The following is a 23,022-nucleotide window of genomic DNA, read 5'->3' on the forward strand; positions in this document are numbered from 1 at the left end:
GTGCCGGCCGGGTGCGGCAACACCTTGCAGCATCCGGGCGGCAGATGAAATATTCCTTCACATGGCGGACGGCGGCGGCACCCGGTCAGCCGACCGTGGACCCGAACACCTCGTCCCGCACCGCGTCCAGCGCGGTGTGCAGCGCACCGCTGAGGATCGGCTCCTCGGCCAGTCCGGTGGGCACCACCCGGGGGCGCACCAGGGTGATCGCCGCCACCTCGTGCTGCACCCGCTCGGCCAGCGCCGCCCCGCCGGCCTGACCCACCTCACCGGCGAGCACCACCAGCGGCGGGTCCAGCACCACGCAGGTGCTGGCCACGCCGAGGGCGAGCCGGCGGGCCACCTCGTCGAGCATCGGGCCGCCCGCGGTGCCGTCGGCGATCGCCGCGCGCACCGCACCGGCCGCCGAGGCGTCCGGGTAGCCGTGCTCGCGGGCCAGCGCACGGACCGCGTCCGCGCCGGCCACCTGCTGGAATGCCGGCTTCGCCCGGCGGGAGACGTCGCGCGGGATGGGTGCGCCGGGCACCGGCAGATAGCCGATCTCGCCGGCCGCGCCGCTGCTGCCGTGGTGCAGCCGGCCCCCCAGCACGATCGCCAGACCGACACCGGCGCCCACCCAGACCAGCACGAAGTCGGGTACGCCCCGGGCGGCGCCGGATCGCGCCTCGGCCATCGCGGCCAGGTTGACGTCGTTCTCGAAGACCACCGGGGTGTGCAGGTCGTCCCGCAGCGCCGCGAGCAGGCCGCTGTGCCAGCGCGGCAGGTTGAACGCGAACGTGATGTCGCCACTGCCCGGGTCCACCAGGCCGGGGGTGCCCAGCACGATCCGCCGTACGCTCGACAGCTGCGCCTGGGCACTGCTGGCCGCCTGGACTACCGCATTGTGGACCACGCCGACCGGATCGTCGTTGTCCCGGGTCGACTGCTCGACCCGGCCGATCACCGCGCCGGTGATGTCGGCGCAGGCGGCGACCACCCGGTCCGGTCCCACGTCCACGCCGACCACGTGGGCGCTGCCCGGCCGGACGGCGTAGAGCTGGGCGTTCGGCCCCCGCCCGCCGGCCTGTTCACCCACCCGGGCGACCAGGCCGCGTTCCTCCAGCCGCTCGACCAACTGCGAGGCGGTGACCTTCGACAGCCCGGTCAGTTCACCGAGCCGGGCCCGGGTGAGCGGCCCCTGCTCCAGGAGGAGCTCCAACGCCGCGCGGTCGTTGAGCGCCCGCAGAAGGCGGGGGGTGCCGGGCAGCCGGGTCGCACTCATGCCAGGTCCTCGAAATTCTATAAAGTTTGCTAACTGTAAACGGAGCGGGGAACGGGTAGCCGTAGCGTATCGGCCGCCCGGGACGGCGGTGGTCGGCCGACCCGGTACCTCGATCACCACCTCCGGTACGACATTCGTGCCCTCGGGCACCGAAAGGGGAGGATCACGTGGGGCAGGATCCAGGACTGCGCCGGTTGGTGCTGGGCACGTTGCTGGCCGCGTACCCGGGGCCGGTGCCGCCGGACTGGGCGGTCGACCTGGTGGCCGAGGGCCTCGCCGGGCACACCCTGTTCGGCACCAACGTGCACGACCCGGCGCAGGTGGCCGCGACCACCGCCGCGCTGCGGGCCGGCCGGTCGGACGTCCTGATCGCCATCGACGAGGAGGGCGGTGACGTCACCCGGCTGGCGCACGCCACCGGCAGCCCGTACCCGGGCAACGCCGCGCTGGGGGCGATCGGCGACACCGCCCTGACCCGGCGGGTGCACGAGGCGATCGGCGCCGAACTGGCCGCGCTCGGGATCACCCTCAACCTGGCCCCGACCGTCGACGTGAACAGCGCCGACGACAACCCGGTCATCGGCACCCGGTCGTTCGGCGCCGACCCGGTCCGGGTGGCCGCCCACGCCGCCGCGGCGGTCGCCGGGCTCCAGGCCGCCGGGGTCGCCGCCTGCGCCAAGCACTTCCCCGGTCACGGCGCCACCGTCGCCGACTCGCACCACGAACTGCCGCTGGTGGACGTACCCGTCGAGGTGCTGCGCCGGCGCGACCTGCCGCCCTTCGCGGCGGTCGTCGCGGCGGACGTGCGGGCGATCATGACCGCGCACATCCGGGTGCCCGCGCTGACCGGCGCCGGTCCGGCCACCTTCAGCCGGGCGGTCCTGGTCGACCTGCTGCGCGGCGAGTACGGCTTCACCGGCGCGGTCGTCACCGACGCCCTGGAGATGAAGGGCGCCGCGGTCGCCGCCGGCGGCACCGGCCCGGCCGCCGTGCGGGCGCTGGCCGCCGGCGCGGACCTGCTCTGCATCGGCGCGAAGGTCGACGCGGAACTGGTCGAGCGGGTGGTCGCCGAGATCCTCGCCGCCCTCGCCGACGGGCGGCTGGCGCGGGAACGCGTCGAGGACGCCGCCGGCCGGGCCGCCGCGCTCGCCGCCTGGATCCGGTCCGCCGGCTCGGTGCCCCCCGCTCCCACCGACCTCGGGTACGCGGCGGCGCGCCGCGCGGTCCGGGTGGAGGGTGTGCTGACCGGTCTGGACCGGCCCCTGGTGGTGCAGTTGCACGCCGCCTCCACGATCGCCGAGGGACGGGTGCCGTGGGGCCTCGGGCCGCACCTCGGCGACACCGAGGAGGTGCGGGTGGTCGCCGCCGAGACCGACTCGCTGGCGCTGCGCCGGCTCGCCGGGGACCGGCCGATCGTGCTGGTCGGCCGGCACCTGCACCGGCTGCCCGGCGCGGACGACCTGGTCACCGCGCTGGCCGCCGCGCACCCGGTGACCGTGGTGGAGATGGGCTGGCCGGCGGCTTGGCGGCCGGCTGGCGTGCGCGCCTTCGTCACCACGTACGGGGCCAGCCACGCCAACGGCCGCGCCGCCGCCGAAGCCCTCGGCCTGCGGTGAAAGGAAGGGCCCCTTATTAACGCCTCGTGTAGTAAAAGGGTCCCTTCCTCACACCTCGGCCGCCGCGCGGGGCGTGCCCCGGCCCCGGGGCGGGTAACCCGGCGGGATGAGCGCGAGCGATCCCTGGCACCGGGCGCTGGCCGATCTCGTCACCCGGTCGCACCGGCTGCCGCCGGACGAGCTGCCGACGGCGGTCAACGACGTGCTGCGCCCGTTGGGCGTCCGCGCCACCGTCTACCTGGTCGACGTGGAGCAGCACCACCTGCGCCCGCTGCCGGAGCGGAACGGCCCGGCCGGTGAGCTGCTGTCCATCGACGCCAGCCTCGCCGGGCGGGCCTTCACCCACGTCGAGGCGCACGTCGGGCAGGGGCCGCCGCCCCGGCTCTGGCTGCCGATCGTCAACGGGACCGACCGGCTGGGCCTGCTGGAGGTGTTCCCACCGGCGGGCACCGACCCCGCCGACGAGACGCTGCGCGACGGCTGCCTGCTCATCGCCGGACTGGTCGGTCACCTGGTGACGACCAAGAGCGGGTACGGCGACAACCTGCACCACGCCCGCCGCAGCCGGCCGATGGACGTCTCCGCGGAGGTGCTCTGGGAGCAGCTCCCCCCGTTGACCTTCGCCAGTGCCGACACGGCGATCAACGCCCTGCTCGAACCGGCCTACGAGGTCGGCGGTGACGCCTTCGACTACTCGCTGGCCGGCGGAACGGTCTCGATGGCGATCCTCGACGGCGTGGGGCACGGCCTGCCGGCGGTGCTCACCACCTCGGTGGCGCTGGGCGCGCTGCGGGCCGCCCGGCGGACCGGCGCGGACCTGCCCGGCATCGCTCGCACGATCGACGAGGCGATCACGGCCACCTGGTCCGACGCCCGGTTCGTCACCGGGATCCTCGCCGAGTTCGACACCCGCACCGGCGTCCTGCGCTACGTCGAGGCGGGGCACCCGCCGCCGGTCCTGCTGCGCCGTGGGCGGGCGGTACGGACGCTGTCCGGCGCCCGCCAGCTCCCCCTCGGGCTCGGCCACGACCGGGCGGGGGTGGCACAGGCCCGGTTGGAGCCGGGCGACCGGCTGCTGCTGCACACCGACGGGGTGACCGAGGCCCGGGACGCCGCCGGGGAGTTGTTCGGCCTGTCGCGCCTCGCCGACCTGGCCGAGCGGCACATCGGTTCCGGGTTGCCCGGTGCGGAGATCCTGCGCCGGCTGAGCCATGCGGTCGCCGCGCACCGCGCACCCCGGGCCCGGGGTGACGACGCCACCCTGATGCTGTTGGAGTGGTCGCCGGAGGCGGCGCGAAGCAGCGAGCCCTGACCGGGGCGGCAGGTGCCGCTCGGCTCAGTCCAGCCCGCGCCAGCCCTGGCCGCCCGGCCGACCGGCGTCCTCGTCCAGCCCCAGCAGTGGCCCGACGGCGGTGATCCGCAGCACCCGCGCGACCATCGGCTGCGGATCGGTGACCCGCAGGGTGGCACCGTGCTCCCGGGCCCGCGCGACGCCCTGGACGAGCACGCGTACGCCGCTGGAGTCGAGGAAGCGGACGTCGGCGAGGCTCACCACGACCTCGGTCAGCCCGGGCCGGGCCAGTGCCTCGTCGAGCGCGGCCTCGAAGTCGTCCACCGTGGACAGATCCACCTCGCCGGCCGGACGGACTGTCACCCGACCGGGATCCACGTTGCCCACGTGCCTGCCCGCCTCACCACTCGAGATGTGCGCCCTGGGCGGTCGTGCCACCGGCGTGCCTCGACCATAGCCCTCGGCACCGACACGGGCCAGCGGCGGCCCCGCCGGACGAATGCGCGCCTCACACGCTGCGTCACTTTCGTCCCGCGCCGCTCCTATCGCTTCGGCGCAGGTCAAGTCCGCTATTGGACATCTTCAGCATGGCCGTTGCCTCTTGCCGACCGACCTGCCGATACGTAGCGTGACCACTACGCGGCGCCCGGCACCCGCGCCGCAGGGGGACCTGGGGGAAGGAAGCGGACCGTGGATCCGGCCCGGGATCCACGGTCCGCGCCCTGCCGGCGGGCACCCCCGGGTCGGCCGCCCGGCCGTCGGCCCGGCGCCGTCGAGTCCGGCGGCACACCGGGGTCAACTCGGGTAGACCCCGTACGACCGCCACCCCCGGTCCGGGAAACCGGCGGCGTCGGCCACCCGCGCGGACGCGGCGTTCCGGCGGTCGTGCAGGTAGGTCGGTATCCCACCCTCGTCGAGGACGCGGCGGGCGGCCTGCGCGACCAGGCGTCGGGCGAGGCCGCGGTTCCGCGCCGCCGGGGCCGTCCCCACCGCCAGTTCCCGACCGTACGCGTCGTGCCGCTTCACCCCCACCCCGGCGAGGAACCGCCCCCGGTCGTCCCGGACCACCAGCACCGGCCGGTCGAACAGCCGCAGCCACGCGGGCAGGCCCGGCGCGGTCGGCGGGATCCACTCGCCGACCTCGGGCAGCGGCGCCGGTGCGCTGCTCCACCGGAACACGTCGTCGTGCACCACCCAGCCGGGCTGCCCGACCGCCGCGGGCAGGCCGGGCAGCAGCAGTCTCGCCGGACCCCGGGCCAGGTCACGGACCACGGAAACCCGGTCCGGCGGTACGGAGAGCACGGTGCCGGCCCCGGCGCTGACGGCGATCGCCGGCCGGAGCCGGCCGTCCCAGGCGGGCCGGGCACGCCGGTGCGACCCGACCACGTGCAGGCCGGGACCGGCCGGCCACTGGCCCAGCCACATCGCCAGGTGCAGGTGGAGCCGCCGGTCGAGCATGGACTCACCTCTCCCGCCACGGTCACGTCGCGCCGGTGATCACCGTACGCCGGGCGGCTCGTGCCGGCGTACCGATCCGTCGCCCCGGCAACCGTAAGGAACACGCAACACCTCACCGGGCGTGGCCTGGCTAGGCTGGCCGGCACGAGGGAGGTGCCCGGTGGCCCAGCGGGTGCTGGTCGTCGACGACGACCGGACGGTCAGCGACGTGGTGTGCCGTTACCTGGAGCACGCCGGCTACCGGGTGGCGCACGTCTCCGACGGCGGGTCCGCCCTGGCCGCCGTCGCGGCCGACCCACCGCACCTGGTGGTGCTGGACCTGATGCTGCCGGTGGTGGACGGGCTGGAGGTCTGCCGGCGGCTGCGGACGCGGCCGGACGGCGTACCCATCATCATGCTCACCGCGCGTGGCGACGAGGCCGACCGGATCCTCGGCCTGCAACTGGGCGCGGACGACTACCTGGGCAAGCCGTTCTCCCCGCGCGAGCTGGTGCTGCGGGTCCGCTCGGTGCTGCGGCGGACCGGCGGCGAGCCGGTGGACGCGGCACCGGACGTGCTCGTCGACGACGGCCTGGAGGTCGAGACCGGGCCCCGGATCGCCCGGCTGCACGGGCGTGAGCTGGTGCTGACCCTGCGGGAGTTCGACCTGCTGGTGCACCTGATGCGCCACCCGGCGCGGGCCTTCCGCCGCGCCGAGCTGCTGGAACGCGTGTGGGGCTGGAGTTTCGGCGACCAGTCCACGGTGACCGTGCACGTACGACGGTTGCGCGAGAAGGTCGAGGTGGACCCGGCGCAGCCCCGGCGGATCGTCACCGTGTGGGGTGTCGGCTACCGCTACGAGCCGGCCCGTGCGTGACCTGGCGCTGATCTTCGCGTACGCCCTTGGTGCGGCGCTCTGCGTCGGCGGTGTCGGCGCGGCCGGTCTGCGGTTGCTGCGCGGGCGGTCGATCACCGCGCACGTCGGTGCCCTGCTGGCCCTGACGGTGACCGCGGTGGCCGCCGGGGTGGCCGCGGTCGCCGAGGCGATGTTCCTCTCCGTGCACGACCGCGACGTCGTGCTGATCACCGTCGCGGCGGCGGCGGTGGTCAGTGTGACCGTCGGCTGGCTGTTCGCCCGCCGGCTCGCCGCCGCCGCGGTCTGGGCCGACCAGGCCCGGGCCCGGGAGCGGCACATCGAGCAGGGCCGCCGGGACCTGGTCGCCTGGGTGTCGCACGACCTGCGGACCCCGCTCGCCGGTCTGCGGGCGATGGCCGAGGCGCTGGAGGACCGGGTGGTGCGCGACCGGGAGACGGTCGACGAGTACCACCGGCGGATCCGGGTCGAGACCGATCGGATGACCCGGCTGGTGGACGACCTGTTCGAGCTGTCCCGGATCAACGCCGGCGCGTTGCGGCTGACCCTGTCGGCGGTGCCGCTGGGTGACGTGGTCTCCGACGCGCTGGCCAGCACGGCGCCGCTGGCCGCCGCCCGGCGCATCCGGCTGGAGGCCGCCGACGCGGGGTGGCCGACCGTGCTGGCCAGCGAGCCGGAACTGGCCCGGGTGGTGGCCAACCTGTTGCTCAACGCGGTGCGCTACACCCCGTACGACGGCACGGTCCGGGTCGAGGCCGGCCGCGACGGCGACAACGCCTGGCTGGCGGTGGCGGACACCTGCGGCGGGATCCCCGACGTGGACCTTCCCCGCGTCTTCGACGTGGCGTTCCGGGGCGAACCGGCCCGCACCCCGCGCCCCGGCAACGGCGGTGTCGCCGGCTCCGGCGGATTGGGGCTGGCGATCGTGCGCGGGTTGGTTGAGGCGCACGGCGGGCGGGTATCGGTACGCAACGTCAGTGACGGATGCCGATTCGAGGTCCGGTTGCCGGTGCCGGGAACCTGAGACACCGATCGGCCGTCATATCGATTTCCATACATGTACAACTTCCTTTGGGACGGTAGGGTCATGCCGAATCAGCCGAATGACCGTTACCAGCAGGACCCCGCGCAGCTCTGGTCGCACGCCTCCGGGTCCCCGGAACGGTTCCCGGCGCAGCCGCCCTACCGGGGCCACCGGACTTCCGCGCTCTGCTGGGGCGACCTGAACAAGCTGCCCGCCGGCGTGTCCTCGCGCCGGCACCTCAACCCGCGTTGACGCCGGGACGCCCGACACACCGGTGGCCGACCCACCGGGGCGTTCGCACACCTGTCGGGTAACGTCTTGTGGTCCTCAGGCAACCCGGGCCACGACAGGAGCAGCTGCGCGCATGGGCAAGAAGACCATCCACGTCTCCGACTTCAGCGGCACGGTCCTGGCGACCGACGACGAGGTGGTCCGTGTCGTCGTCCTGGAACATCCGGACCTGGTGGCCGGACCGGTACGGCTGGACGCCTCTCCGGTCGAGGTGGAGGGCATCGACGACGCCGCGCTGGACGTGGCGGTCGTCGAGATCCACGACCGGCACGGCGGGGGTGAGCCGCGCCGGGTGGTGCTGACCGCGAGCGAGTTCGACGCGATGGCCACCGACGTGCCGATGGCGCAGCTGCTGCGGACCGCCGAACGGGTCCGCCCGCCGAAGGCCCGCAGGACCGCGGAGAAGGTCGACTACGGCACCGTCGAGCACGCCGGCCGGCCGCACCGGGGCCGGGTCACCGAGGAGGAGGCCCGGCTGGTGCGGGAACGGCTCGACGAGGTCAACAAGCACCTCGCCGACGCCGGGATCCGCCAGGTCGACCCGACCGATCCCGAGCACGCCGCCCGGTACGGCTTCCCCACCGCCTCCTGACGCGCCACCCCTCCTCGTCCTCAGTCCTTCTCCGCCGCCGCCCGCACCGCGGCCTTGATCGCCGCGTCGATGCGCTCCTCGGCGGCGGCCTTGCCGACGCCGAGGCCGGTGAGCACGCCGTCGCCGTCCTCGTGCTCCAGCAGGGCCAGCAGGACATGCTCGGTGCCGACGTAGTTGTGGCCCAGCCGCAGCGCCTCCCGGAAGGTCAGCTCCAGGACCTTCTTCGCCGCCGCGTCGTACGGGATCAGGGCCGGTACCTCGGCGCCGGAGGCCGGTGGCAGCGCGGCCGTGGCGGCCTCGCGTACCCGCTCCAGCGGCACGCCCGCCGCCACGATCACCCGGGCGGCGATCGCCTGCGGCTCGGCCAGCAGGCCGAGCAGGATGTGCTCGGGGCGGGTCTCGGCGTGCCCGGTCGCGCGCGCGGCCTCCTGTGCGGCCAGCACCACGTTGCGGGCGGGCACGGTGAACCGGGCGAAGCCCTGCTGCGGGTCCAGGGGCGTGTCGGTGGACCGGGGGACGAAGCGTTTCTGGGCGGCCTGTTTGGTCACGCCCATGCTCCGGCCGATGTCGGTCCAGGAGGCGCCGGAGCGCCGGGCCTGGTCCACAAAGTGGCCGATCAGGTGGTCGGCGACGTCGCCGAGGTGTTCGCCCACGACGACCGCGTCGGCGAGTTGGTCGAGGACGTCGGGGCGGGCCTTCTTGATGCCGTGGATCAGGTCGTCGAGGCGTACCGGGTTGTTCATCTGCACGGGATCCGTCATGCGTCAACCATAGGTTGACGCTACGAGGCCGTCAACCGTCGGTTGACGGTGGACGTCGGCAGGCGGGAGGATCGGGGCATGCGATTGCACGTGGGCTGTGCCATGTGGACCCACCGGTCGTGGCAGGGGCGGCTGCTGGCCCATCCGCTCGCCGCGCACGAGCGCCTGCGGCACTACGCCGGCTGGTGCAACGCGGTGGAGGGCAACACCACCTTCTATGCCACGCCGGCCCGGGACACGGTGGCCTCGTGGGCGGCGCAGACCGACCCCGACTTCCGGTTCGTCCTCAAGCTGCCGAAGCTCATCACCCACGAGCACCGGCTCGCCGACGACGAGGCGCTGCGCGCGTTCCTGGACGCGATCGAGCCCCTGGGCCCCCGCGCGCACGCACTCTGGATCCAGTTGCCCGGCTCGTTCGGTCCGGACGACGTGAGCGCGCTCGCCCGCTTCCTGGGTCGGCTCCCCCGGTCCCACCGGTACGCCGTCGAGGTCCGCCACGCCGCCTTCTTCACGCAGGCGCCGGCCGTCCGGCTGCTCGAAGCGGCCCTCGCCACCGTGTCCGCCGAGTGGGTTCCCTTCGACACCACCGCGTTCTTCGCCGGCCCGCCGACCAGCGACGCGGAACGGGAAGCCTGGACCCGCAAGCCGCGCATGCCGCTGCGGTCGGTCGCGCTGACCGATCGGCCGATCGTCCGCTACCTCGGCCGCGACGACACCGCGCGGACCGTCGAGGGCTGGCGGCACTGGGTCGACGTCGTCGCCGGTTGGCTGCGCGAGGGGCGCTCGCCGACCGTGTTCGTGCACACCCCGGACAACGCCGACGCGCCCGTGCTCGCCCGCCGCTTCCACGACCAGGTCCGCCTCCGGGTGCCCGAGGTGGCGGCGCTGCCCGAGCCGCTGCCGGCCGAGCCGGCGACCCTTTTCTGATCGCCCACCGCCGGCCGAACCCCGGGGTTGCGCCCCGGCACACCGGACCCGGCCGTCAGCCTGCCGCGCCGTCCACGGAGACCGGGGACACGCAGTACACGTCGCCGGAGTTGACGTGGTGCGGCAGCGCGAGCAGGTGCGCCGCCATCTCCGCGGCGGGCACCCAGCGCCGGAAGGTCATCGACTTCTCGTCGCCGAGCGCGACGTCGAACCCGTCGAAGCCGAGCACGCCCAGCCGGTCCAGGCACCGCTGGGCGACCGCGCGCGCGATCGTGGTGAACTCGAAGGACAGGGCGGGCAGCGGCCGGCTCAGCCCGGCCAGCACGGCATCCTCGAAACCCTCCACGTCGATCTTGGCGAAGGTCGGCACGCCGTACCGCGACACCAGCGCGTCGACGGTCACGACCGGGACCTCGATCTCCGCGTCCCACACCTGGCCCTCCCATCCGCCGGCCCCGTTCGCGGCCCGCACGAATCCGGTGGCGGCGGTCGACACGGTGGGATTGGCGGAGTTGACATGGAACCGCACGCTCCCGGGGGCCGCGCCGCACGCCGCCTCGACCAGCGTCACCTGGTCGTCCCCGGCGTAGATCGCCCGCAGGGCGCGCAGGCAGAGCGGCTGCGGTTCCACGGCGACAACCCGGGCCCCGAGCCGGCGGAAGCTGCCGATGTGGTCACCCACGTGGGAGCCGATGTCGAAGACGAGGTCGCCGGGCGTGACGAAGCGGCCGTAGAAGGCGTCCATCCGCGCGTCGCGTTCCGGATCGCCGTAGTAGACGTCCAACGACCGACGCAGCGGCGCCATGACCGGATCGTTCCGCAGCGCCGCGAGCCGACTGATGAGCGCGGTTCCGTCGGTGCGGTGGCCTGGATGGGTCACGACTGCGGTCCGAAGGCGGTCAGGAAACGATCCCGGAAGGCGTCCATCCGCCAGACCGGGGCCTGCGGGCCGGGCTTCAGCCCGTCCTGCCAGCCCCACCCGGAGATCCGGTCCAGCACCCGCCGGTCCCGACTGATGATCGAGATCGGTACGTCGTGGCTGGCGTTGTCGCCGGTGATGACCGGCGCGGGCTGGTGGTCGCCGAGGACCACCATCACCAGGTCGTCGTCACCGTAGGTCTCCACGTAGGAGATGAGCGTGCGCAGCGTGTACTCGATGGACCGCCGGTAGTCCGCCTTGATCCGGGTCGCGGTCCGCCGCTTCTCGTTCCGGGCGTCCCGCGCCGCGGCGTCGTCGTCGCGGAAGACCGTGCCGTCCCCGACGTCGGCCCAGTCGACCAGCTTCGGGACCGGCGTCCAGGGCGAATGGCTGGACACCAGCGCCAGCTCCGCCATCACCGCCGGCCCGTCCCCCCGCGCCTGCTCCAGGCGCCGCCACCGGGACAGGGTGTACTGGTCGGGCATGGTGCCGAAGCTGTACTTGGGGCCCTGGTAGGCGAGCGTGTTCGCGTCGTAGAACCGGTCGTACCCGTAGAAGGAACCCTCCGGCCAGGCCCGGGTGACCGCGGGCATCACCCCTACGGTCTCCCACTCCGCCCGCTGGAACGCGCCGCCGAGGGTCATCCGGTCGCTGGCCAGCAGGATGCGGTGCCGCTGGTCGTTGTCGATCCACAATCCGGAGAGCAGCGTGGCATGGGCCAGCCAACTACCACCGCCGAACGTCGGCGAGGTGAGGAAGCCGCTGCGCGCGGCGAAACCGGCCGTACCCAGCCGCCGGTTTCCGTCGTCGAGGACCGCGCCGACCTGCGGCGCGAACGCCGGGTCCTCGACCGCGTCCCGGCCGTAGCTCTCCACGAAGGCGAAGACCACGTTCTTGCCGCGCAGCGCGGTCAGCAACCGGTCACCCGGCACGTCCCGGAACGGATCCGCGTCGATCACCCCGGAGAACGTCTTGCGGTCGTTGAGCCGCAGGCGCACCTGGAACCCGTGGCCGTTGGCCAGGGTGGTCGCGGACGTGTCGGCCACCGGCACGCCGGGTGTCACCTGAACGCCGAACGCGGCGCAGGCCACCCACACCACCACCAGCGCCGCGACGATCCGGGTGGTGCCGGTGTGGTGCCGGACCACCAGCCGGCTCAGCCGCAGCACCGACAGCGTGACCAGGACGGGCAGTGCCACGGCGAGCAGCGCCAGCGCGACCGCCGCACCGGTCGCCGCCGGCCGGCCGTACGACTCGGCGACGAACTCGAACGCCTCGTCGAGCAGCGCCCAGTCGAGCACCAGGTCGAACGCGCGGCTGAGCGACGCGGAGAACCCCAGGTCGAGCAGCTTCAGCACGGCCAGCAGGCCGAGGGCCACTCCGGCGAGCACCGCCACCCACCGCCTCCCCCGCGCCGGCAGGGCGAGCAGCAGGGCGACGACCAGCAGCGCCTCCAGCGGGATTTTCACGAACGCGCCCGGCGTGAGACGACCGAAGTCGTACGGCGCGTTCAGGGCGAGCAGCACCAGCGCCGCCGCCAGGGCGGTCCCCAGCCCGGCCAGGACGGGGCGTCCGGTCCGTTCCGGGGCGCCGGGGGCGTCGTCGGCGGTGTCGCCGGGCGTACGGTCGGGCTGCCCGCCCGCCGTCGCGTCCTCCCCGCTGCCCCGGCCCGGTAGCCGGCGAAGGTGTGTCATGAGCGACAACCTGGGCGTCCTTCCGTCTGGTCCTGGTGCGGCATGCGGGACGGCTCAGACCCGGACGATCTCGTCCCGGGCCACCGGGATCCGCGGCGGCTCGTGCCACGGCAGCCCGCCCGTGCTCGCCGCCACCGGCCCGCCCGTGCTCGCCGCCACCGGTCCGCCCGTCTCGACGCCGGTGGCGGTCGTCCACAGCCACCGCACGTCGCGGCCGAACGACTCGACGAGCAGACCCAGCGACAGCACCAGCATGACGACCGTCAGCGGACCGGGAAGCACGCCGGCCAGCGCCACCGTCAACACGACACCCTGGGTCGCCGCGACGACCTTACGCCAGTAGCGCGGCGGCAATGATCCCCGCATCCACGGCAGCACCCAGCTCGCGGCGACGAAGGCGTACCGCATCCCGCCGATCACCAGCACCCAGCCACCCACCGACGGCGCCAGATGGACACAGAGCACCAGCACGAGGAAGGAGTCGATCTCCATGTCGAAGCGGGCGCCCAGCTCGCTGGTGGTCCCGGTGCGCCGAGCCGTGAAACCGTCCACCGCGTCCAGCGCCAGCGCCACGGCGGTGAGGACGACCATCAGCGCGACCGGCGCCGGCCGGCCGAACGAGTCCGCCACCAGTGCCGTCACGCCGCCGGCCAGGACGGCCCGGCCCAGAGTCACCCGGTCGGCCGGGCCGAGGCCACCCGCGCCGGACCGGTGCAGGCCCCGGCCGAGCAGGGCGCACAGCACCATCCCGTACCCGAGCCCGGCCAACCACCCCACCAGGCCGAGACCGACCGTCCCGGCGAGCACCGCGAGCAGGACGGTCTGCACCAGCAGTCCGACGACCGGACCAGTTCGCACCGTGGGCATCGTGCCTCCGTGACTCTGATTGGCGACCCTGTCAGTCATACGGGAAATACGGCCGATCGGTTCGTTCTGGACGCAGGCAAACCCAAGGTCATCCTGTGTGCGGCCGTGGAGCGTCCCGAACGGGAACACCCGTCACTGGAGGTAGGCGCTGGTGGCGAGGAACCGCGTCATCGAGTCGGCGTCCGCCACCATCCGCACCTCGTGCAGGAGAGACTCTCCGCCCGGCCCGTCGACGCGGAGCTTGAACGACTCACTCCTCCCGGCGACGAAGCGGCTGAGCTGCTCACCCCACCGTTCACAGTCGGTCCAGCCCCGGACCCGTACGACCCAGCCGGAGTCGCCCCGGGTAGCGCCGAGGCCGGCATCAGCCAGCCACGCCTGGAAGGACTGGTCGATGTCCGGGTCGCCACCCATGAACTCGATGATCAGGTCAGCTCGCATCGGCCCATTCTCGCCACCGGGCGGACACGCCGGCCGACGTCCGCTACGCACGGGATCCACCAGGGTCGCGGGGGTGGCACTCGAACCCTTCGGAGCCGTACATCCACAGATACCCCTACGCGGGTAGGCAAACCAGCAGCCACGTATGGCCGACGGTTCCCGATCTACCCCTGCACGGAGCCGGTCCGGGCCGGCGGACCGTGCGTGGTAGCTTCGCCGGAGCGTCGCGTGCCGATGGCAGGCCGTGTCAGGCATGGAGGCGCCGGACCGAGGGGAAAACGATGATGATCGTTGTCCTTTCGCCCTCCACCCATGCGTGAGGGCGAGAAGAGCAGGCTGATCGCCTGGGATCGAGAGCTACGCGCCGTCCACGACCGGCTCCGTGACGCGCTGTCGGTGACCCGGCAGGCGGTGGCGGACGGCGTGCCGGCGGAACCGGCGACCCGTGACCTGTTGCTGTTCTGCCACGGGTTCTGCGCCGCCCTGACCGCGCACCACGAGGGCGAGGACCGGGACCTGTTTCCGGCGATCGCCGAGCGGTACCCCGCGCTGCGCGAGACGCTGCGCCACCTACGGCAGGACCACTCGATGATCGCCCACCTGCTGGGTGGGCTGCAGGCCGCCGTGGCGCGGGCCGCCCCACCCGAGGAGTTGGATCGCCACCTGGAGGGACTGGCGGCGATCATGGAGTCGCACTTCGGGTACGAGGAACGCCAACTGCTGACCGTGCTGAGGACGCTGGCGATGGACGCCGACCCCGACGTCGTACTGGGACCTCTGTAGCCGTTCTGACCCGGGTCGGGCCCGCCCTCGGTCGGCGCACCCGAGGATATGGTGACCACGTGGCATGTCGGATAACCGAACTGGTCCTGGACGCCCGTGATCCCGAGTCGCTGGCGCGGTTCTGGTGCGAGGTGCTGGGCTATGTCGAGCTGGAACGCGTGGACGGGGACATCGAGATCGGGCCGCCCGGCGTCGGCTTCGGCGGTCCGCAGCCCACGATCATCCTCAACCGGACCGACGAGCCGAAGGTCGGCAACCTGCGGCTGCACATCGACGTGAATGCCACCGATCGGGAGCAGGACGACGAGTTGGAGCGGCTGCTGGCGGCCGGCGCACGTCGGGTCGACATCGGACAGACCGGCGACGAGCCCTGGCATGTGCTCGCCGACCCGGAAGGCAACGAGTTCTGCCTGTTGAGACGCCGGGTGTCGGAGGTCTAGGCGGTCGACGCGCCGATGGTCTCCGTACCCCGGGCTGCGTGATCCCCTCTGGAAGGATTCCGGAAGTTTCGGAGCGCCACGTTCCGGAATTCCAGCCCTGCCTGGCGCTCGTGGGTTGAGCACCTTGGAATCTTCTGCTGACAAACGGCGTAAAAGCCGCTATAACCCGCGGCCGAAGTAACGTATGCACGGATCAGGTTTCCGGAAAATTTCAGAAAAGTTATTGACAGGTGGAGGATCGGCCGCCTACCGTCGCCATCGACGGCGTTCAATGCTGTCGATGCCACCCCCACCGCGACCCGTCCCCGTTCGTGCAGGACGACGAGCCCACCGCCGCCGCGCGGTGACCCGCCGAACGTCCGGCTGCCGTACCTGGCCCCCGCAAGGCCCGCCGGGTCGCACCGCTGCTGGCTCGGGTCAGCTGTCACGAGGAGGAACACCTACATGAACGACACCTCGACCAGACCGCAGAGGCGCAGCCGTATGCGGCTGCTCCTGGGCGCCGCGTGCGCCGCGGTCCTCGCCGTCGGCGGCACAGTCGTCGCCGCGCCCAGCGCGCACGCCGAGGCCGACCGGACGCTCACCTCGAACCTCACCGGCACGCACAACGGCTTCTACTTCTCGTTCTGGAAGGACAGCGGCAACGCCAGCATGACGCTGCGCGAGAACGGCCGCTACACCAGCAGCTGGGACCGGAGCACCAACAACTGGGTCGGCGGCAAGGGCTGGGCCACCGGCACCCGGCGGACGGTCACCTACTCGGGCAGCTACAACCCGGGCAACAACAACACCTACCTCGCCCTGTACGGCTGGACGCGCAACCCGCTCATCGAGTACTACGTGGTGGAGAACTTCGGTACCTACAACCCCAGCAGCGGCGCGCAGCGGCTGGGCACGGTCACCACGGACGGCGGCACCTACGACATCCTGCGCAGCCAGCGGGTCAACGCCCCGTCGATCGACGGCAACCAGACGTTCTACCAGTACTGGAGCGTCCGCCAACAGAAGCGTTCGAGCGGCACCATCACCACCGCCAACCACTTCGACGCCTGGGCCCGCGCCGGCTTGAACCTCGGCACCAACCACAGCTACCAGGTCATGGCCACCGAGGGTTACCAGAGCAGCGGCAGCTCCGACATCACCGTCCGGGAGGGCACCGGCGGCAACCCCGGTCCGACCGCCAACCCGACCCCACCGCCCGGCGGCGGGAACTGCACCGCGGTGCTCTCGGCCGGCCAGCAGTGGGGTGACCGGTTCAACCTGAACGTCGCGGTCAGCGGCACCAGCAACTGGGTCGTCAGCCTCAACCTGAACGGCGGCCAGACCCTGCAGAACAGCTGGAACGCCTCGGTCAGCGGCACCAGCGGGACCATCACCGCCCGGCCGAACGGCAACGGCAACAACTTCGGGATAACGATCATGGCCAACGGCAACTGGACCTGGCCGACGGTCACCTGCCGGACGGGCTGACCCGAACTCCTGAGCCCGACGAGCGGGCGCGGTGGCCTCGGCCGCCGCGCCCGCCGTGGTCTCGCGGCCCGCGCGTCAGCGCGCCGCCAGGGACTCACCGGGGCCGCCCACCCACGGCTCGACCCACACGCCCCGAGTGAGGAAGCGTTCGAGCACCATCCGGTACGGCTCCGGGTCGAGCTTGCGCTCGCGCACCCACGCGTCGTCGTAGTAGCTGCCGGCGTAGGCGTCAGCGCCGTCGCAGACCAGTGCCGCGAGCGTGCCCCGCTCACCGCGCTGGCGCAGACGCGCCGCCATGCGTAGCGCCCCCCACAGATTGGTGCCGGTGGAAGGGCCGGCCCGCCAGCCGGTCGTCGTGGCCAGGTGACGCATGACGGCCACGCTCGCCCCGTCCGGCACCGGCAGCATCAGGTCCACGACGTTGGGCAGGAAGGCCGGCTCGGTCCGCGGGCGGCCGATCCCCTCGATGCGCGACGGCATGCCGGTCGAGTAGCCGTGATAACCGGTCGCCCAACCGGGCAGGTAGGCCGAGTTCTCCGGGTCGATCACGACGAGCCGAGTCGGATGATTGTGGTAGCGCAGGTATCGGCCGAGCGTGGCGCTGGTGGCGCCGGTACCCGCCCCGACCACCACCCAGTCCGGCGGCCCTCCGCTCGCCTGGACGACCTGGGCCACGAGCGCCCCCGCGAGTCCCCCGGCACGCCAGTCCTCGGCGTGTGCGGCCGACTGGAAGTGGTCGAGGTAGTAGCCACCGAATTCTCCGGCGAGCCGCCGCGCCTCGTCGTAGATGGCCAGGGGCGGGTCGAACGGATGGCAGCGACCGCCGTACCGCTCGATCCGCGCCGCTTCGCGGGCGACGTCTTGCCCGGCAGTACGGCGACGAAGGGCAGCCCCAGCATGGTGGCGAAGTGGGCGCCGGAGACCGCCGCGTTGCCCGCGGTGGCCTCGATCACGGTGGTGTATGGACCGCTCCCGGAAGGAGCGGCCCCGAAGTTCGGCGTTCGTGGGCGATCAGCTCACCCGTCTGCTCGTTACGACGACGCCAAGCGACGACGGGCGACTCTCACCCTGGCTTGTGTCGCCAGGGGCCCACGACTACCGGCGAGTTTCTCGCGGCCCAAACTGGCCGAGTGGGCGGTATCGGAGGTGAACGACGCCGTTGTGGAATCGGCGTTCGCCGAGGAGCGCGAAGTCGGTGCGCGGCCCGGTCGGCAGCCCCGGCTTGCCGCCTCCGACGGCCGTGGGCCAGACGAACAACTGACACTCGTCGACCAGCCCAGCCCGCATGGCTTGTGCCGCCAGGTTGGCGCCTCCGATGGTGATGTCACGGCCGGCCGTGGCCTTGAGCTGGCGTACGGCGGCGGGGTCGAAACGGCGCTCCACGCTGGTGGCGGCCGTCGACACCTCGGTGAGCGTCGTGGAGTAGACGACCTTGTTCGCCGCTTGCCAGACGCTCGCGAAGTCAGCCATGAGGCCGGACTGCGCGGCTAGCGCGGCGTCGGTTTCCCAGACAGCCATCATCTCGTACAGGCGCCGCCCGTAAAGAAACGTACCCACCGACCGCAGGAGGTCGGTGGTGAACGCGAACACCTCGTCGTCGGGCGGGAACCAAGCGAAAACTCCGCTTTCGTCCTCCATGTAGCCGTCGAGCGACACATTGTTCACGTAGATCAGCTTTGCCATACCTCTACCTTCCGGTGCACGTAGAACCCGCGAGGATGACACCCTGGCCCGTCAGCTGACCGAGCATCGCGGGTCGGGCTGACATCTCCGCCTCTCACCCGTTCTACGAACGACTCGGCCCGGATCCGACGCCGTCCCGAGAGGAAGTTCCACGGATCGTCGGCGCATCCACCGAGCGACCACCCACCACCGGCGTACGCGAAAAAGGCCCTGCCCGGTGTGAACCACCAGGTCAAGGCCTTGATCGTTGGTGCGCCGCCAGGGACTCGAACCCCGAACCCGCGGATTAAGAGTCCGCTGCTCTGCCAGTTGAGCTAGCGGCGCTCGTCGGCAACGGGAGCACCGTACCGGTTCGCCCCCGCCCTCCGACGACCGGGCTGCCGATCGCTCAGCTCCGCAGGTCGAGCAGGGCCTTCCGTTCGACCTCGGTCAGCGGGCCACGGGCCTCGGCGGCGAGGCACTCGGCCAACTCGGTGCGGTTCTTCACCCCGAGCACCACGGTCGCCACGCCGGGGACGCTCAGGGCGTACCGGTGGGCCAACGAGGCGGGCGACTCGCCGAACTCGGCGGCGAGCGCACGGAACCGCTCCGCCCGGGCGAAGTCGACCGCGACCGGGGCGTCGTCCGCCACGGACCGGTCGATCTCCCCGGTGAGCGCTCCCGCAGCCACGGCACGGATCGCGATCACCGAGACGCCGTCGTCAACCGCGGCTCGGCGGATCTCGTCGTTCCGGGGTTCGGCCGACCCGCCGAGCAGCCACATGTCGCCACTGAGGTCAAGGGCGTTCACCACCGCCTGGACCGCATCCGGGCGCGGTTGCTGGTGCATGGCGTCGATCACGGTCTGCGGGTGGCCGACACCGGTCAACCCCCAGGCCCGGATCTTGCCCTCGTCCCGCAGCCGTTCGAAGGTCGGCACCACCTGATCGCAGTACAGGTCCCAGCCGAGGGTCCGGGGAGTGGGACCGGTCCAGCCGTGCGGGTGCAGTTGGGAGTGGAGCAGGAAGAGATCCAGCTGCTCGCGGCCGAGCCGCTTCAGGGTGGCGTGCAGGCTGCGGATCATCTTCTCCGGGAGATCACCACCGTCCTGCTCGGGCAGTTCGATCTTGCTGGTGACGAGGACGTCCGAGGCCGGAATGGCGCGCAGGGCGGCACCGGCGACGTTCTCGGCCGCGTAGCCGTCACCGTAGGTCGGGGCCAGGTCGAGCATCGTGACGCCACCGTCGACGGCCGCCCGCACGGTCGCCACCGCCTCGGCCTGGTCGGTCGCCCCCCAGACACCGCCGATCCCGCCACCGCCCAGGGTGAGCGCGCTGACCGTGCCGAGACGACCGAATTCCCTGCTGTGCATCTGCACCTCCGTGACGGAACGTGGCCGCCATTCTACTGACCGGAACACCGCTCACATCAATGCGCCGGCCCGCGCCCCGTGGAGCCGGAACAGCGCCGCGTACCGGTCCAGACACCCGTCCACACCGAACTCCTCCAGGGCCCGCTTGGCGCCCTCGCGCCGGGTGTCGGCGTCCCAGCCGAGCACGTCCAGCAGCGCCACGCGCAGTCCAGCCGGATCCCGCGGCTGGACGACCCTTCCCATCCCGGTCGCCAGGACCGGATAGCGGCCACCGGGCAGGTCGGTGGTGACCGACGGGATACCGCACATCATCGCCTCGGCCTGCGCGATACCGAAGGACTCGGCGATGGAGGGAAGGGCGAACGCGTCGATGGACGCGTAGAAGTCGTTGATCTGTCGGCCGCGGAGCAGCCCGAGGATCCGGATCCGGGGATCCCGTTCGGCGGCCGTCCGGATCCGGTCGATCACACTGCCGCCCGCGACGGTCAGATAGTCGCCGCCGACCAGCAGCCGCGCCTCGGGATCCGGGATCTCGGCGAACGCGGCGACCAGGTAGTCCAGGCCCTTGTCCGGCACGATCCGGCCGAGGAAGCCGATGTGCGGGCCGCCGGTCTCCCGGTATGTCGCCTCCCCGCCGCGCCGGTCCAGACAGGGCGCCGGGATCGCGGACCGCTGGCTGGACCGCAGGATCGACCAGAGCTCCGAGTACTGCGCCTGGTCGTCGCTGTTGACGACGACGGCGTCCGAGCGGCGCAGCGTGACCCGCGACGACACCCGTACCGCGGCCATCGCCGCCCGGGTCACCAGGGTGGGCGGCAGCCAGAGGTCGATGTGGTAGGTGGTCACCACCGGCACCCGCAGCGGCAGGGCGGTGATCAGCGCTCCCTCCAGCATCGGCAGGTGCAGGTTCACCACCCGCGAACGCCGGGCGATCCGGCGCACCAGGGACGGGAAGCCGGGACTGACCGGCCCACGGCCGACCGAGGCGACCACCGGGCTGCGGTAGACGTCGACGCCGTTACGGCTCTCCCGTAGCGGAAGCGCCGCGTCGTGCCGGACGGCGACCACCGCCACCCGCCAGCCCCGCCCGGCGAGGCCCTCGGCGAGCACCCGGGCCACCTCGGTCAGCCCGCTGACGTAGGGCGAGTAGTAGTTGACCGCGACGCAGAGGTCGTATTCGTGGGAGTCTTTGCTGCTCACGGGCTTCTCCAAGGGGTGTCGAACGGTTACCGGACGGGCCAGGCGCTGGCCAGCATCGCCTGCGCCAGCACCGCGGCCCACAGGCCGAGGTTGACCAGCAGCGCGCGGTCCCGGACGAGGTCCTCGACCGGATCGCCACCGGAGCCGCCGATGGCGATCATCTGCAGGTAGCGGTGTACCGCGAACGCGGCGAACGGGAAGGTCAGCCCCGCGGTGATCGGTCCGTACGGCGGTGTCTGGGTCCAGACGAAGGCGACGTAGCCGATCAGCGCCGCCACCAGGTTCACCACCACGACCTGGTCAAGGAAGTGGACCGAGTAGGCGCGCAGCGACGGCCGGTGCTCGCCGGCCTCACCGCCCGCGGCCGACAGTGCGGCGAGTTCGTGGCGTCGCTTGCCGAGGGAGAGCGCGAGGCACGCGCAGTAGACCCCGATCAGCAGCGCCGGATGAACGGCCGCGCCGACGGCGATGGTGCCGGCCAGCACCCGCAGGACGAATCCGATGGAGACGACCGACACGTCGACCAGGGGCTGATGCTTGAGCGCCAGGCAGTACCAGAGGTTGAGGGCGAGATAGCCGGCGACGACGACGCCGGTCAGGGCGGGTAGCAGGGTGGTCAGGGCGGCGGTGCCGGCGAGCAGGGCGACGAGGAGGATGACCGCGGCGGTCGTGCTCACCCGCCCGCTCGCCAGTGGACGGTTTCGTTTGACCGGGTGTACCCGGTCGCGCTCCCGGTCCCTCAGGTCGTTGAAGACGTACACGGCCGAGGCGGCGGCCAGAAAGCTCAGCAGCGTGCCGAGCAGCGGCACGATATGGGTCACCGCGGCGCCGGGTGCGGCCACGAGCGGCGCCGCCAGCACCAGGCCGCCCTTGACCCACTGGCGGGGCCGCAGCAGGACGAACAGTCCGGTGACGCGGGCCAGCGGTTTCAGCGCCTGTACGGCGACCGCCGGGTCGACGGAGACCACGGGCAGGTCCGACGAGGTGGGGTTCGGGACTTCCAGGGCGTGATTCATGGCGGACCTCTCCTTGCTCCGTGGAGTGTCAGAACAGCGCCTTCGCCAGGCTCAGGGCGCCCTGCTTCCAGGGGTCGCGGTGGGTACGTCCGGCGCTGCGCCGCGCCCCGGCGGCGTTCGCCCGCCACCACTCGTACGTCTTCAGCAACGCCTGTTCGTTGCTGAACCGCGGACTGAACCCGAGCCGCTGGGTGGCCCGGTCGATCGAGACGTACGAGTCCCGGGTGAGCTTGTGCACGAGTCGCTTGTAGACCGGGGAGAGCCGCGTCGCGGCGAGTACGCGCAGCGCGGCGACGGCGGGCCCGACCGGCATGGCCAGGACCCGCCTGCCGTGGCCGGCGGCGTCCAGGACCGCCTGGAAGTCCTCCCGCAGGGTGCGGAACTCGCGCGCGCCGATGTTGAACGTGTCGTTGGCCTTGTCGTCGGGCGCCTCGCAGATCAGCTGGATCGCCGCGCAGAGGTCCTCGACGTCGAGCATCTGGGTGGCGACGTCGCCGCCGCCGATCAGCGGGAAGTGCCGGCCCTCGTCGGCCCACTCGAAGAGCATGGCGAAGAGACCGAGACGCTCCTCGCCGAGGAAGGTCTTGGGCCGCAGGATCGGGGCGCAGAGGCCCCGTTCGCGTTGCCGGAGCACGACGGTCTCGGCGCCGAGCTTCGCAGCCGAGTAGGGGTCCACCGGTTCGCACGGGTAGTCCTCCGGCGTGGGGCAGTCCCGGGGCAGTCCGTAGACGGCGGTGGACGAGATGTGCACGAACCGGTCCACACCGGCCCGCCGCGCCGCGGCCAGCGCCGAGCCGGTGCCCTCCACGTCGACCGATCGGATCTCCGCCGCCCGGTGGCTGGGCAACGCGGCGGCGGAGTGGATGACCACGTCGGCGGAGCGGAAGGCGCGGGTCATCGCCTCGACGTCCCGGACGTCGGCCCGGACGAAGGTCGCCCGCCCTCGCACCCGGGGCGCGAGTGGACGGATGTCCACTCCGGTCCATGTCACTCCCGGCCAGGGGCGCGCCAGCAGCGCGGTGCCCAACATGCCGGCGGCTCCGGTCACCACAACGTGCACTTCCACCTCCCGTTTCGAAGAAAT

At 72.5% G+C, this 23,022-nt stretch carries 23 protein-coding genes, 1 tRNA gene and 1 pseudogene; 10 read left to right on the plus strand and 15 right to left on the minus strand.

The annotated features are described in order from the left end of the window. Window positions 1–85: 85 nt before the first annotated feature. Window positions 86–1,261: an ROK family transcriptional regulator gene (locus D7223_RS08165; protein WP_120726661.1), complete on the minus strand. Its 1,176-nt coding sequence runs from the start codon at window positions 1,259–1,261 to the stop codon at window positions 86–88. Between the two features lie 167 nt (window positions 1,262–1,428). Here D7223_RS08165 and D7223_RS08170 point away from each other — a divergent pair, with 167 nt between their 5' ends. Continuing rightward, complete coding sequence (locus tag D7223_RS08170; RefSeq protein WP_120726663.1) at window positions 1,429–2,877, plus strand: glycoside hydrolase family 3 N-terminal domain-containing protein; 1,449 nt, start codon at window positions 1,429–1,431, stop codon at window positions 2,875–2,877. Between the two features lie 106 nt (window positions 2,878–2,983). Further along, a complete protein-coding gene (locus D7223_RS08175) occupies window positions 2,984–4,189 on the plus strand; it encodes a PP2C family protein-serine/threonine phosphatase (RefSeq protein ID WP_120726665.1) in 1,206 nt (401 codons plus the stop codon). Window positions 4,190–4,213: 24 nt separating this feature from the next. Here D7223_RS08175 and D7223_RS32720 read toward each other — a convergent pair whose 3' ends face one another. Further along, window positions 4,214–4,531 carry an STAS domain-containing protein gene (locus D7223_RS32720; RefSeq protein WP_158610838.1) on the minus strand — a complete coding sequence of 106 codons (318 nt, stop codon included), beginning with the start codon at window positions 4,529–4,531 and terminating at the stop codon, window positions 4,214–4,216. A gap of 432 nt (window positions 4,532–4,963) precedes the next feature. After that, window positions 4,964–5,626, minus strand: a complete 663-nt coding sequence (locus tag D7223_RS08185) for a GNAT family N-acetyltransferase (protein ID WP_120726669.1) — start codon at window positions 5,624–5,626, stop codon at window positions 4,964–4,966. A 160-nt stretch (window positions 5,627–5,786) separates the two neighbouring features. Between D7223_RS08185 and D7223_RS08190 the strand changes: the two genes are divergently transcribed. The 4 genes from D7223_RS08190 (at window position 5,787) to D7223_RS08205 (ending at window position 8,386) form a co-directional block, all read left to right on the plus strand. Then, complete coding sequence (locus D7223_RS08190; RefSeq protein WP_120726671.1) at window positions 5,787–6,482, plus strand: response regulator transcription factor; 696 nt, start codon at window positions 5,787–5,789, stop codon at window positions 6,480–6,482. Next, entirely contained in the window at window positions 6,475–7,503 is a 1,029-nt protein-coding gene (locus D7223_RS08195; RefSeq protein ID WP_120726674.1) for a sensor histidine kinase, read from the plus strand. Before D7223_RS08190 ends, D7223_RS08195 begins: the two co-directional genes overlap by 8 nt. Before the next feature lie 63 nt (window positions 7,504–7,566). Continuing rightward, window positions 7,567–7,755: a hypothetical protein gene (locus D7223_RS08200; protein WP_120726676.1), complete on the plus strand. Its 189-nt coding sequence runs from the start codon at window positions 7,567–7,569 to the stop codon at window positions 7,753–7,755. Window positions 7,756–7,867: 112 nt separating this feature from the next. Further along, on the plus strand, window positions 7,868–8,386 hold the full coding sequence (locus D7223_RS08205) for a hypothetical protein (protein ID WP_120726678.1): 519 nt from the start codon (window positions 7,868–7,870) through the stop codon (window positions 8,384–8,386). 20 nt (window positions 8,387–8,406) lie between these two features. On the opposite strand, the gene D7223_RS08210 is transcribed toward D7223_RS08205, so the two are convergent. Beyond that, entirely contained in the window at window positions 8,407–9,147 is a 741-nt protein-coding gene (locus D7223_RS08210; RefSeq protein ID WP_120726680.1) for a Clp protease N-terminal domain-containing protein, read from the minus strand. Window positions 9,148–9,249: 102 nt separating this feature from the next. On the opposite strand from D7223_RS08210, the gene D7223_RS08215 reads away from it, so the two are divergent. After that, entirely contained in the window at window positions 9,250–10,074 is an 825-nt protein-coding gene (locus D7223_RS08215) for a DUF72 domain-containing protein (RefSeq protein WP_202864608.1), read from the plus strand. A 55-nt stretch (window positions 10,075–10,129) separates the two neighbouring features. Here D7223_RS08215 and D7223_RS08220 read toward each other — a convergent pair whose 3' ends face one another. The 4 genes and pseudogenes from D7223_RS08220 to D7223_RS08235 all read right to left on the minus strand — a co-directional run bounded on the left by D7223_RS08220 (window position 10,130) and on the right by D7223_RS08235 (window position 13,995). After that, window positions 10,130–10,879: an FkbM family methyltransferase gene (locus D7223_RS08220; protein ID WP_120727107.1), complete on the minus strand. Its 750-nt coding sequence runs from the start codon at window positions 10,877–10,879 to the stop codon at window positions 10,130–10,132. 71 nt (window positions 10,880–10,950) lie between these two features. Beyond that, window positions 10,951–12,687 carry an alkaline phosphatase family protein gene (locus D7223_RS08225; protein ID WP_186832264.1) on the minus strand — a complete coding sequence of 579 codons (1,737 nt, stop codon included), beginning with the start codon at window positions 12,685–12,687 and terminating at the stop codon, window positions 10,951–10,953. A 159-nt stretch (window positions 12,688–12,846) separates the two neighbouring features. Continuing rightward, a pseudogene (locus tag D7223_RS08230) lies at window positions 12,847–13,554 on the minus strand (CDP-alcohol phosphatidyltransferase family protein); the annotation flags it as partial. A 132-nt stretch (window positions 13,555–13,686) separates the two neighbouring features. Beyond that, window positions 13,687–13,995: a hypothetical protein gene (locus D7223_RS08235; RefSeq protein ID WP_120726684.1), complete on the minus strand. Its 309-nt coding sequence runs from the start codon at window positions 13,993–13,995 to the stop codon at window positions 13,687–13,689. Between the two features lie 312 nt (window positions 13,996–14,307). Between D7223_RS08235 and D7223_RS08240 the strand changes: the two genes are divergently transcribed. The 3 genes from D7223_RS08240 (at window position 14,308) to D7223_RS08250 (ending at window position 16,688) form a co-directional block, all read left to right on the plus strand. Continuing rightward, window positions 14,308–14,778 carry a hemerythrin domain-containing protein gene (locus D7223_RS08240; protein WP_120726686.1) on the plus strand — a complete coding sequence of 157 codons (471 nt, stop codon included), beginning with the start codon at window positions 14,308–14,310 and terminating at the stop codon, window positions 14,776–14,778. Between the two features lie 59 nt (window positions 14,779–14,837). Continuing rightward, the gene (locus tag D7223_RS08245) at window positions 14,838–15,218 is read left to right on the plus strand and encodes a VOC family protein (RefSeq protein ID WP_120726688.1); all 381 of its coding nucleotides are present in this window, start codon (window positions 14,838–14,840) and stop codon (window positions 15,216–15,218) included. A 444-nt stretch (window positions 15,219–15,662) separates the two neighbouring features. Beyond that, the gene (locus D7223_RS08250) at window positions 15,663–16,688 is read left to right on the plus strand and encodes a glycoside hydrolase family 11 protein (protein WP_120726690.1); all 1,026 of its coding nucleotides are present in this window, start codon (window positions 15,663–15,665) and stop codon (window positions 16,686–16,688) included. A gap of 75 nt (window positions 16,689–16,763) precedes the next feature. Here D7223_RS08250 and D7223_RS08255 read toward each other — a convergent pair whose 3' ends face one another. The 7 genes from D7223_RS08255 to D7223_RS08285 form a co-directional block, all read right to left on the minus strand. Further along, the gene (locus tag D7223_RS08255) at window positions 16,764–17,651 is read right to left on the minus strand and encodes a pyridoxal-phosphate dependent enzyme (RefSeq protein ID WP_120726692.1); all 888 of its coding nucleotides are present in this window, start codon (window positions 17,649–17,651) and stop codon (window positions 16,764–16,766) included. A gap of 132 nt (window positions 17,652–17,783) precedes the next feature. Then, window positions 17,784–18,371, minus strand: coding sequence for a dihydrofolate reductase family protein (locus D7223_RS08260; RefSeq protein ID WP_120726694.1), 588 nt, complete (start codon window positions 18,369–18,371; stop codon window positions 17,784–17,786). Window positions 18,372–18,619: 248 nt separating this feature from the next. Beyond that, window positions 18,620–18,695, minus strand: a tRNA-Lys gene (locus tag D7223_RS08265). 64 nt (window positions 18,696–18,759) lie between these two features. Continuing rightward, window positions 18,760–19,722 carry an aldo/keto reductase gene (locus D7223_RS08270; protein WP_120726696.1) on the minus strand — a complete coding sequence of 321 codons (963 nt, stop codon included), beginning with the start codon at window positions 19,720–19,722 and terminating at the stop codon, window positions 18,760–18,762. A 51-nt stretch (window positions 19,723–19,773) separates the two neighbouring features. After that, window positions 19,774–20,922, minus strand: a complete 1,149-nt coding sequence (locus tag D7223_RS08275; protein ID WP_120726698.1) for a glycosyltransferase family 4 protein — start codon at window positions 20,920–20,922, stop codon at window positions 19,774–19,776. Between the two features lie 26 nt (window positions 20,923–20,948). Further along, a complete protein-coding gene (locus D7223_RS08280; RefSeq protein WP_120726700.1) occupies window positions 20,949–21,938 on the minus strand; it encodes a UbiA prenyltransferase family protein in 990 nt (329 codons plus the stop codon). 28 nt (window positions 21,939–21,966) lie between these two features. Then, window positions 21,967–22,998: an NAD-dependent epimerase/dehydratase family protein gene (locus D7223_RS08285; RefSeq protein WP_202864603.1), complete on the minus strand. Its 1,032-nt coding sequence runs from the start codon at window positions 22,996–22,998 to the stop codon at window positions 21,967–21,969. Window positions 22,999–23,022 lie beyond the last annotated feature (24 nt).

Source organism: Micromonospora endolithica (genome assembly GCF_003626595.1).
Classification (GTDB): domain Bacteria; phylum Actinomycetota; class Actinomycetes; order Mycobacteriales; family Micromonosporaceae; genus Micromonospora; species Micromonospora endolithica.

What these genes read in the sequence shown, in the direction of transcription:
- D7223_RS08260 (WP_120726694.1), bottom strand. Translation starts at nt 18,371, where the DNA reads ATGGCAAAGCTGATCTACGTGAACAATGTGTCGCTCGACGGCTACATG.
- D7223_RS08270 (WP_120726696.1), bottom strand. Translation starts at nt 19,722, where the DNA reads ATGCACAGCAGGGAATTCGGTCGTCTCGGCACGGTCAGCGCGCTCACC.
- D7223_RS08250 (WP_120726690.1), top strand. Translation starts at nt 15,663, where the DNA reads ATGAACGACACCTCGACCAGACCGCAGAGGCGCAGCCGTATGCGGCTG.
- D7223_RS08200 (WP_120726676.1), top strand. Translation starts at nt 7,567, where the DNA reads ATGCCGAATCAGCCGAATGACCGTTACCAGCAGGACCCCGCGCAGCTC.
- D7223_RS08185 (WP_120726669.1), bottom strand. Translation starts at nt 5,626, where the DNA reads ATGCTCGACCGGCGGCTCCACCTGCACCTGGCGATGTGGCTGGGCCAG.
- D7223_RS08205 (WP_120726678.1), top strand. Translation starts at nt 7,868, where the DNA reads ATGGGCAAGAAGACCATCCACGTCTCCGACTTCAGCGGCACGGTCCTG.
- D7223_RS08165 (WP_120726661.1), bottom strand. Translation starts at nt 1,261, where the DNA reads ATGAGTGCGACCCGGCTGCCCGGCACCCCCCGCCTTCTGCGGGCGCTC.
- D7223_RS08210 (WP_120726680.1), bottom strand. Translation starts at nt 9,147, where the DNA reads ATGACGGATCCCGTGCAGATGAACAACCCGGTACGCCTCGACGACCTG.
- D7223_RS08215 (WP_202864608.1), top strand. Translation starts at nt 9,250, where the DNA reads ATGTGGACCCACCGGTCGTGGCAGGGGCGGCTGCTGGCCCATCCGCTC.
- D7223_RS08280 (WP_120726700.1), bottom strand. Translation starts at nt 21,938, where the DNA reads ATGAATCACGCCCTGGAAGTCCCGAACCCCACCTCGTCGGACCTGCCC.
- D7223_RS08225 (WP_186832264.1), bottom strand. Translation starts at nt 12,687, where the DNA reads ATGACACACCTTCGCCGGCTACCGGGCCGGGGCAGCGGGGAGGACGCG.
- D7223_RS08235 (WP_120726684.1), bottom strand. Translation starts at nt 13,995, where the DNA reads ATGCGAGCTGACCTGATCATCGAGTTCATGGGTGGCGACCCGGACATC.
- D7223_RS08175 (WP_120726665.1), top strand. Translation starts at nt 2,984, where the DNA reads ATGAGCGCGAGCGATCCCTGGCACCGGGCGCTGGCCGATCTCGTCACC.
- D7223_RS08220 (WP_120727107.1), bottom strand. Translation starts at nt 10,879, where the DNA reads ATGGCGCCGCTGCGTCGGTCGTTGGACGTCTACTACGGCGATCCGGAA.
- D7223_RS08240 (WP_120726686.1), top strand. Translation starts at nt 14,308, where the DNA reads ATGCGTGAGGGCGAGAAGAGCAGGCTGATCGCCTGGGATCGAGAGCTA.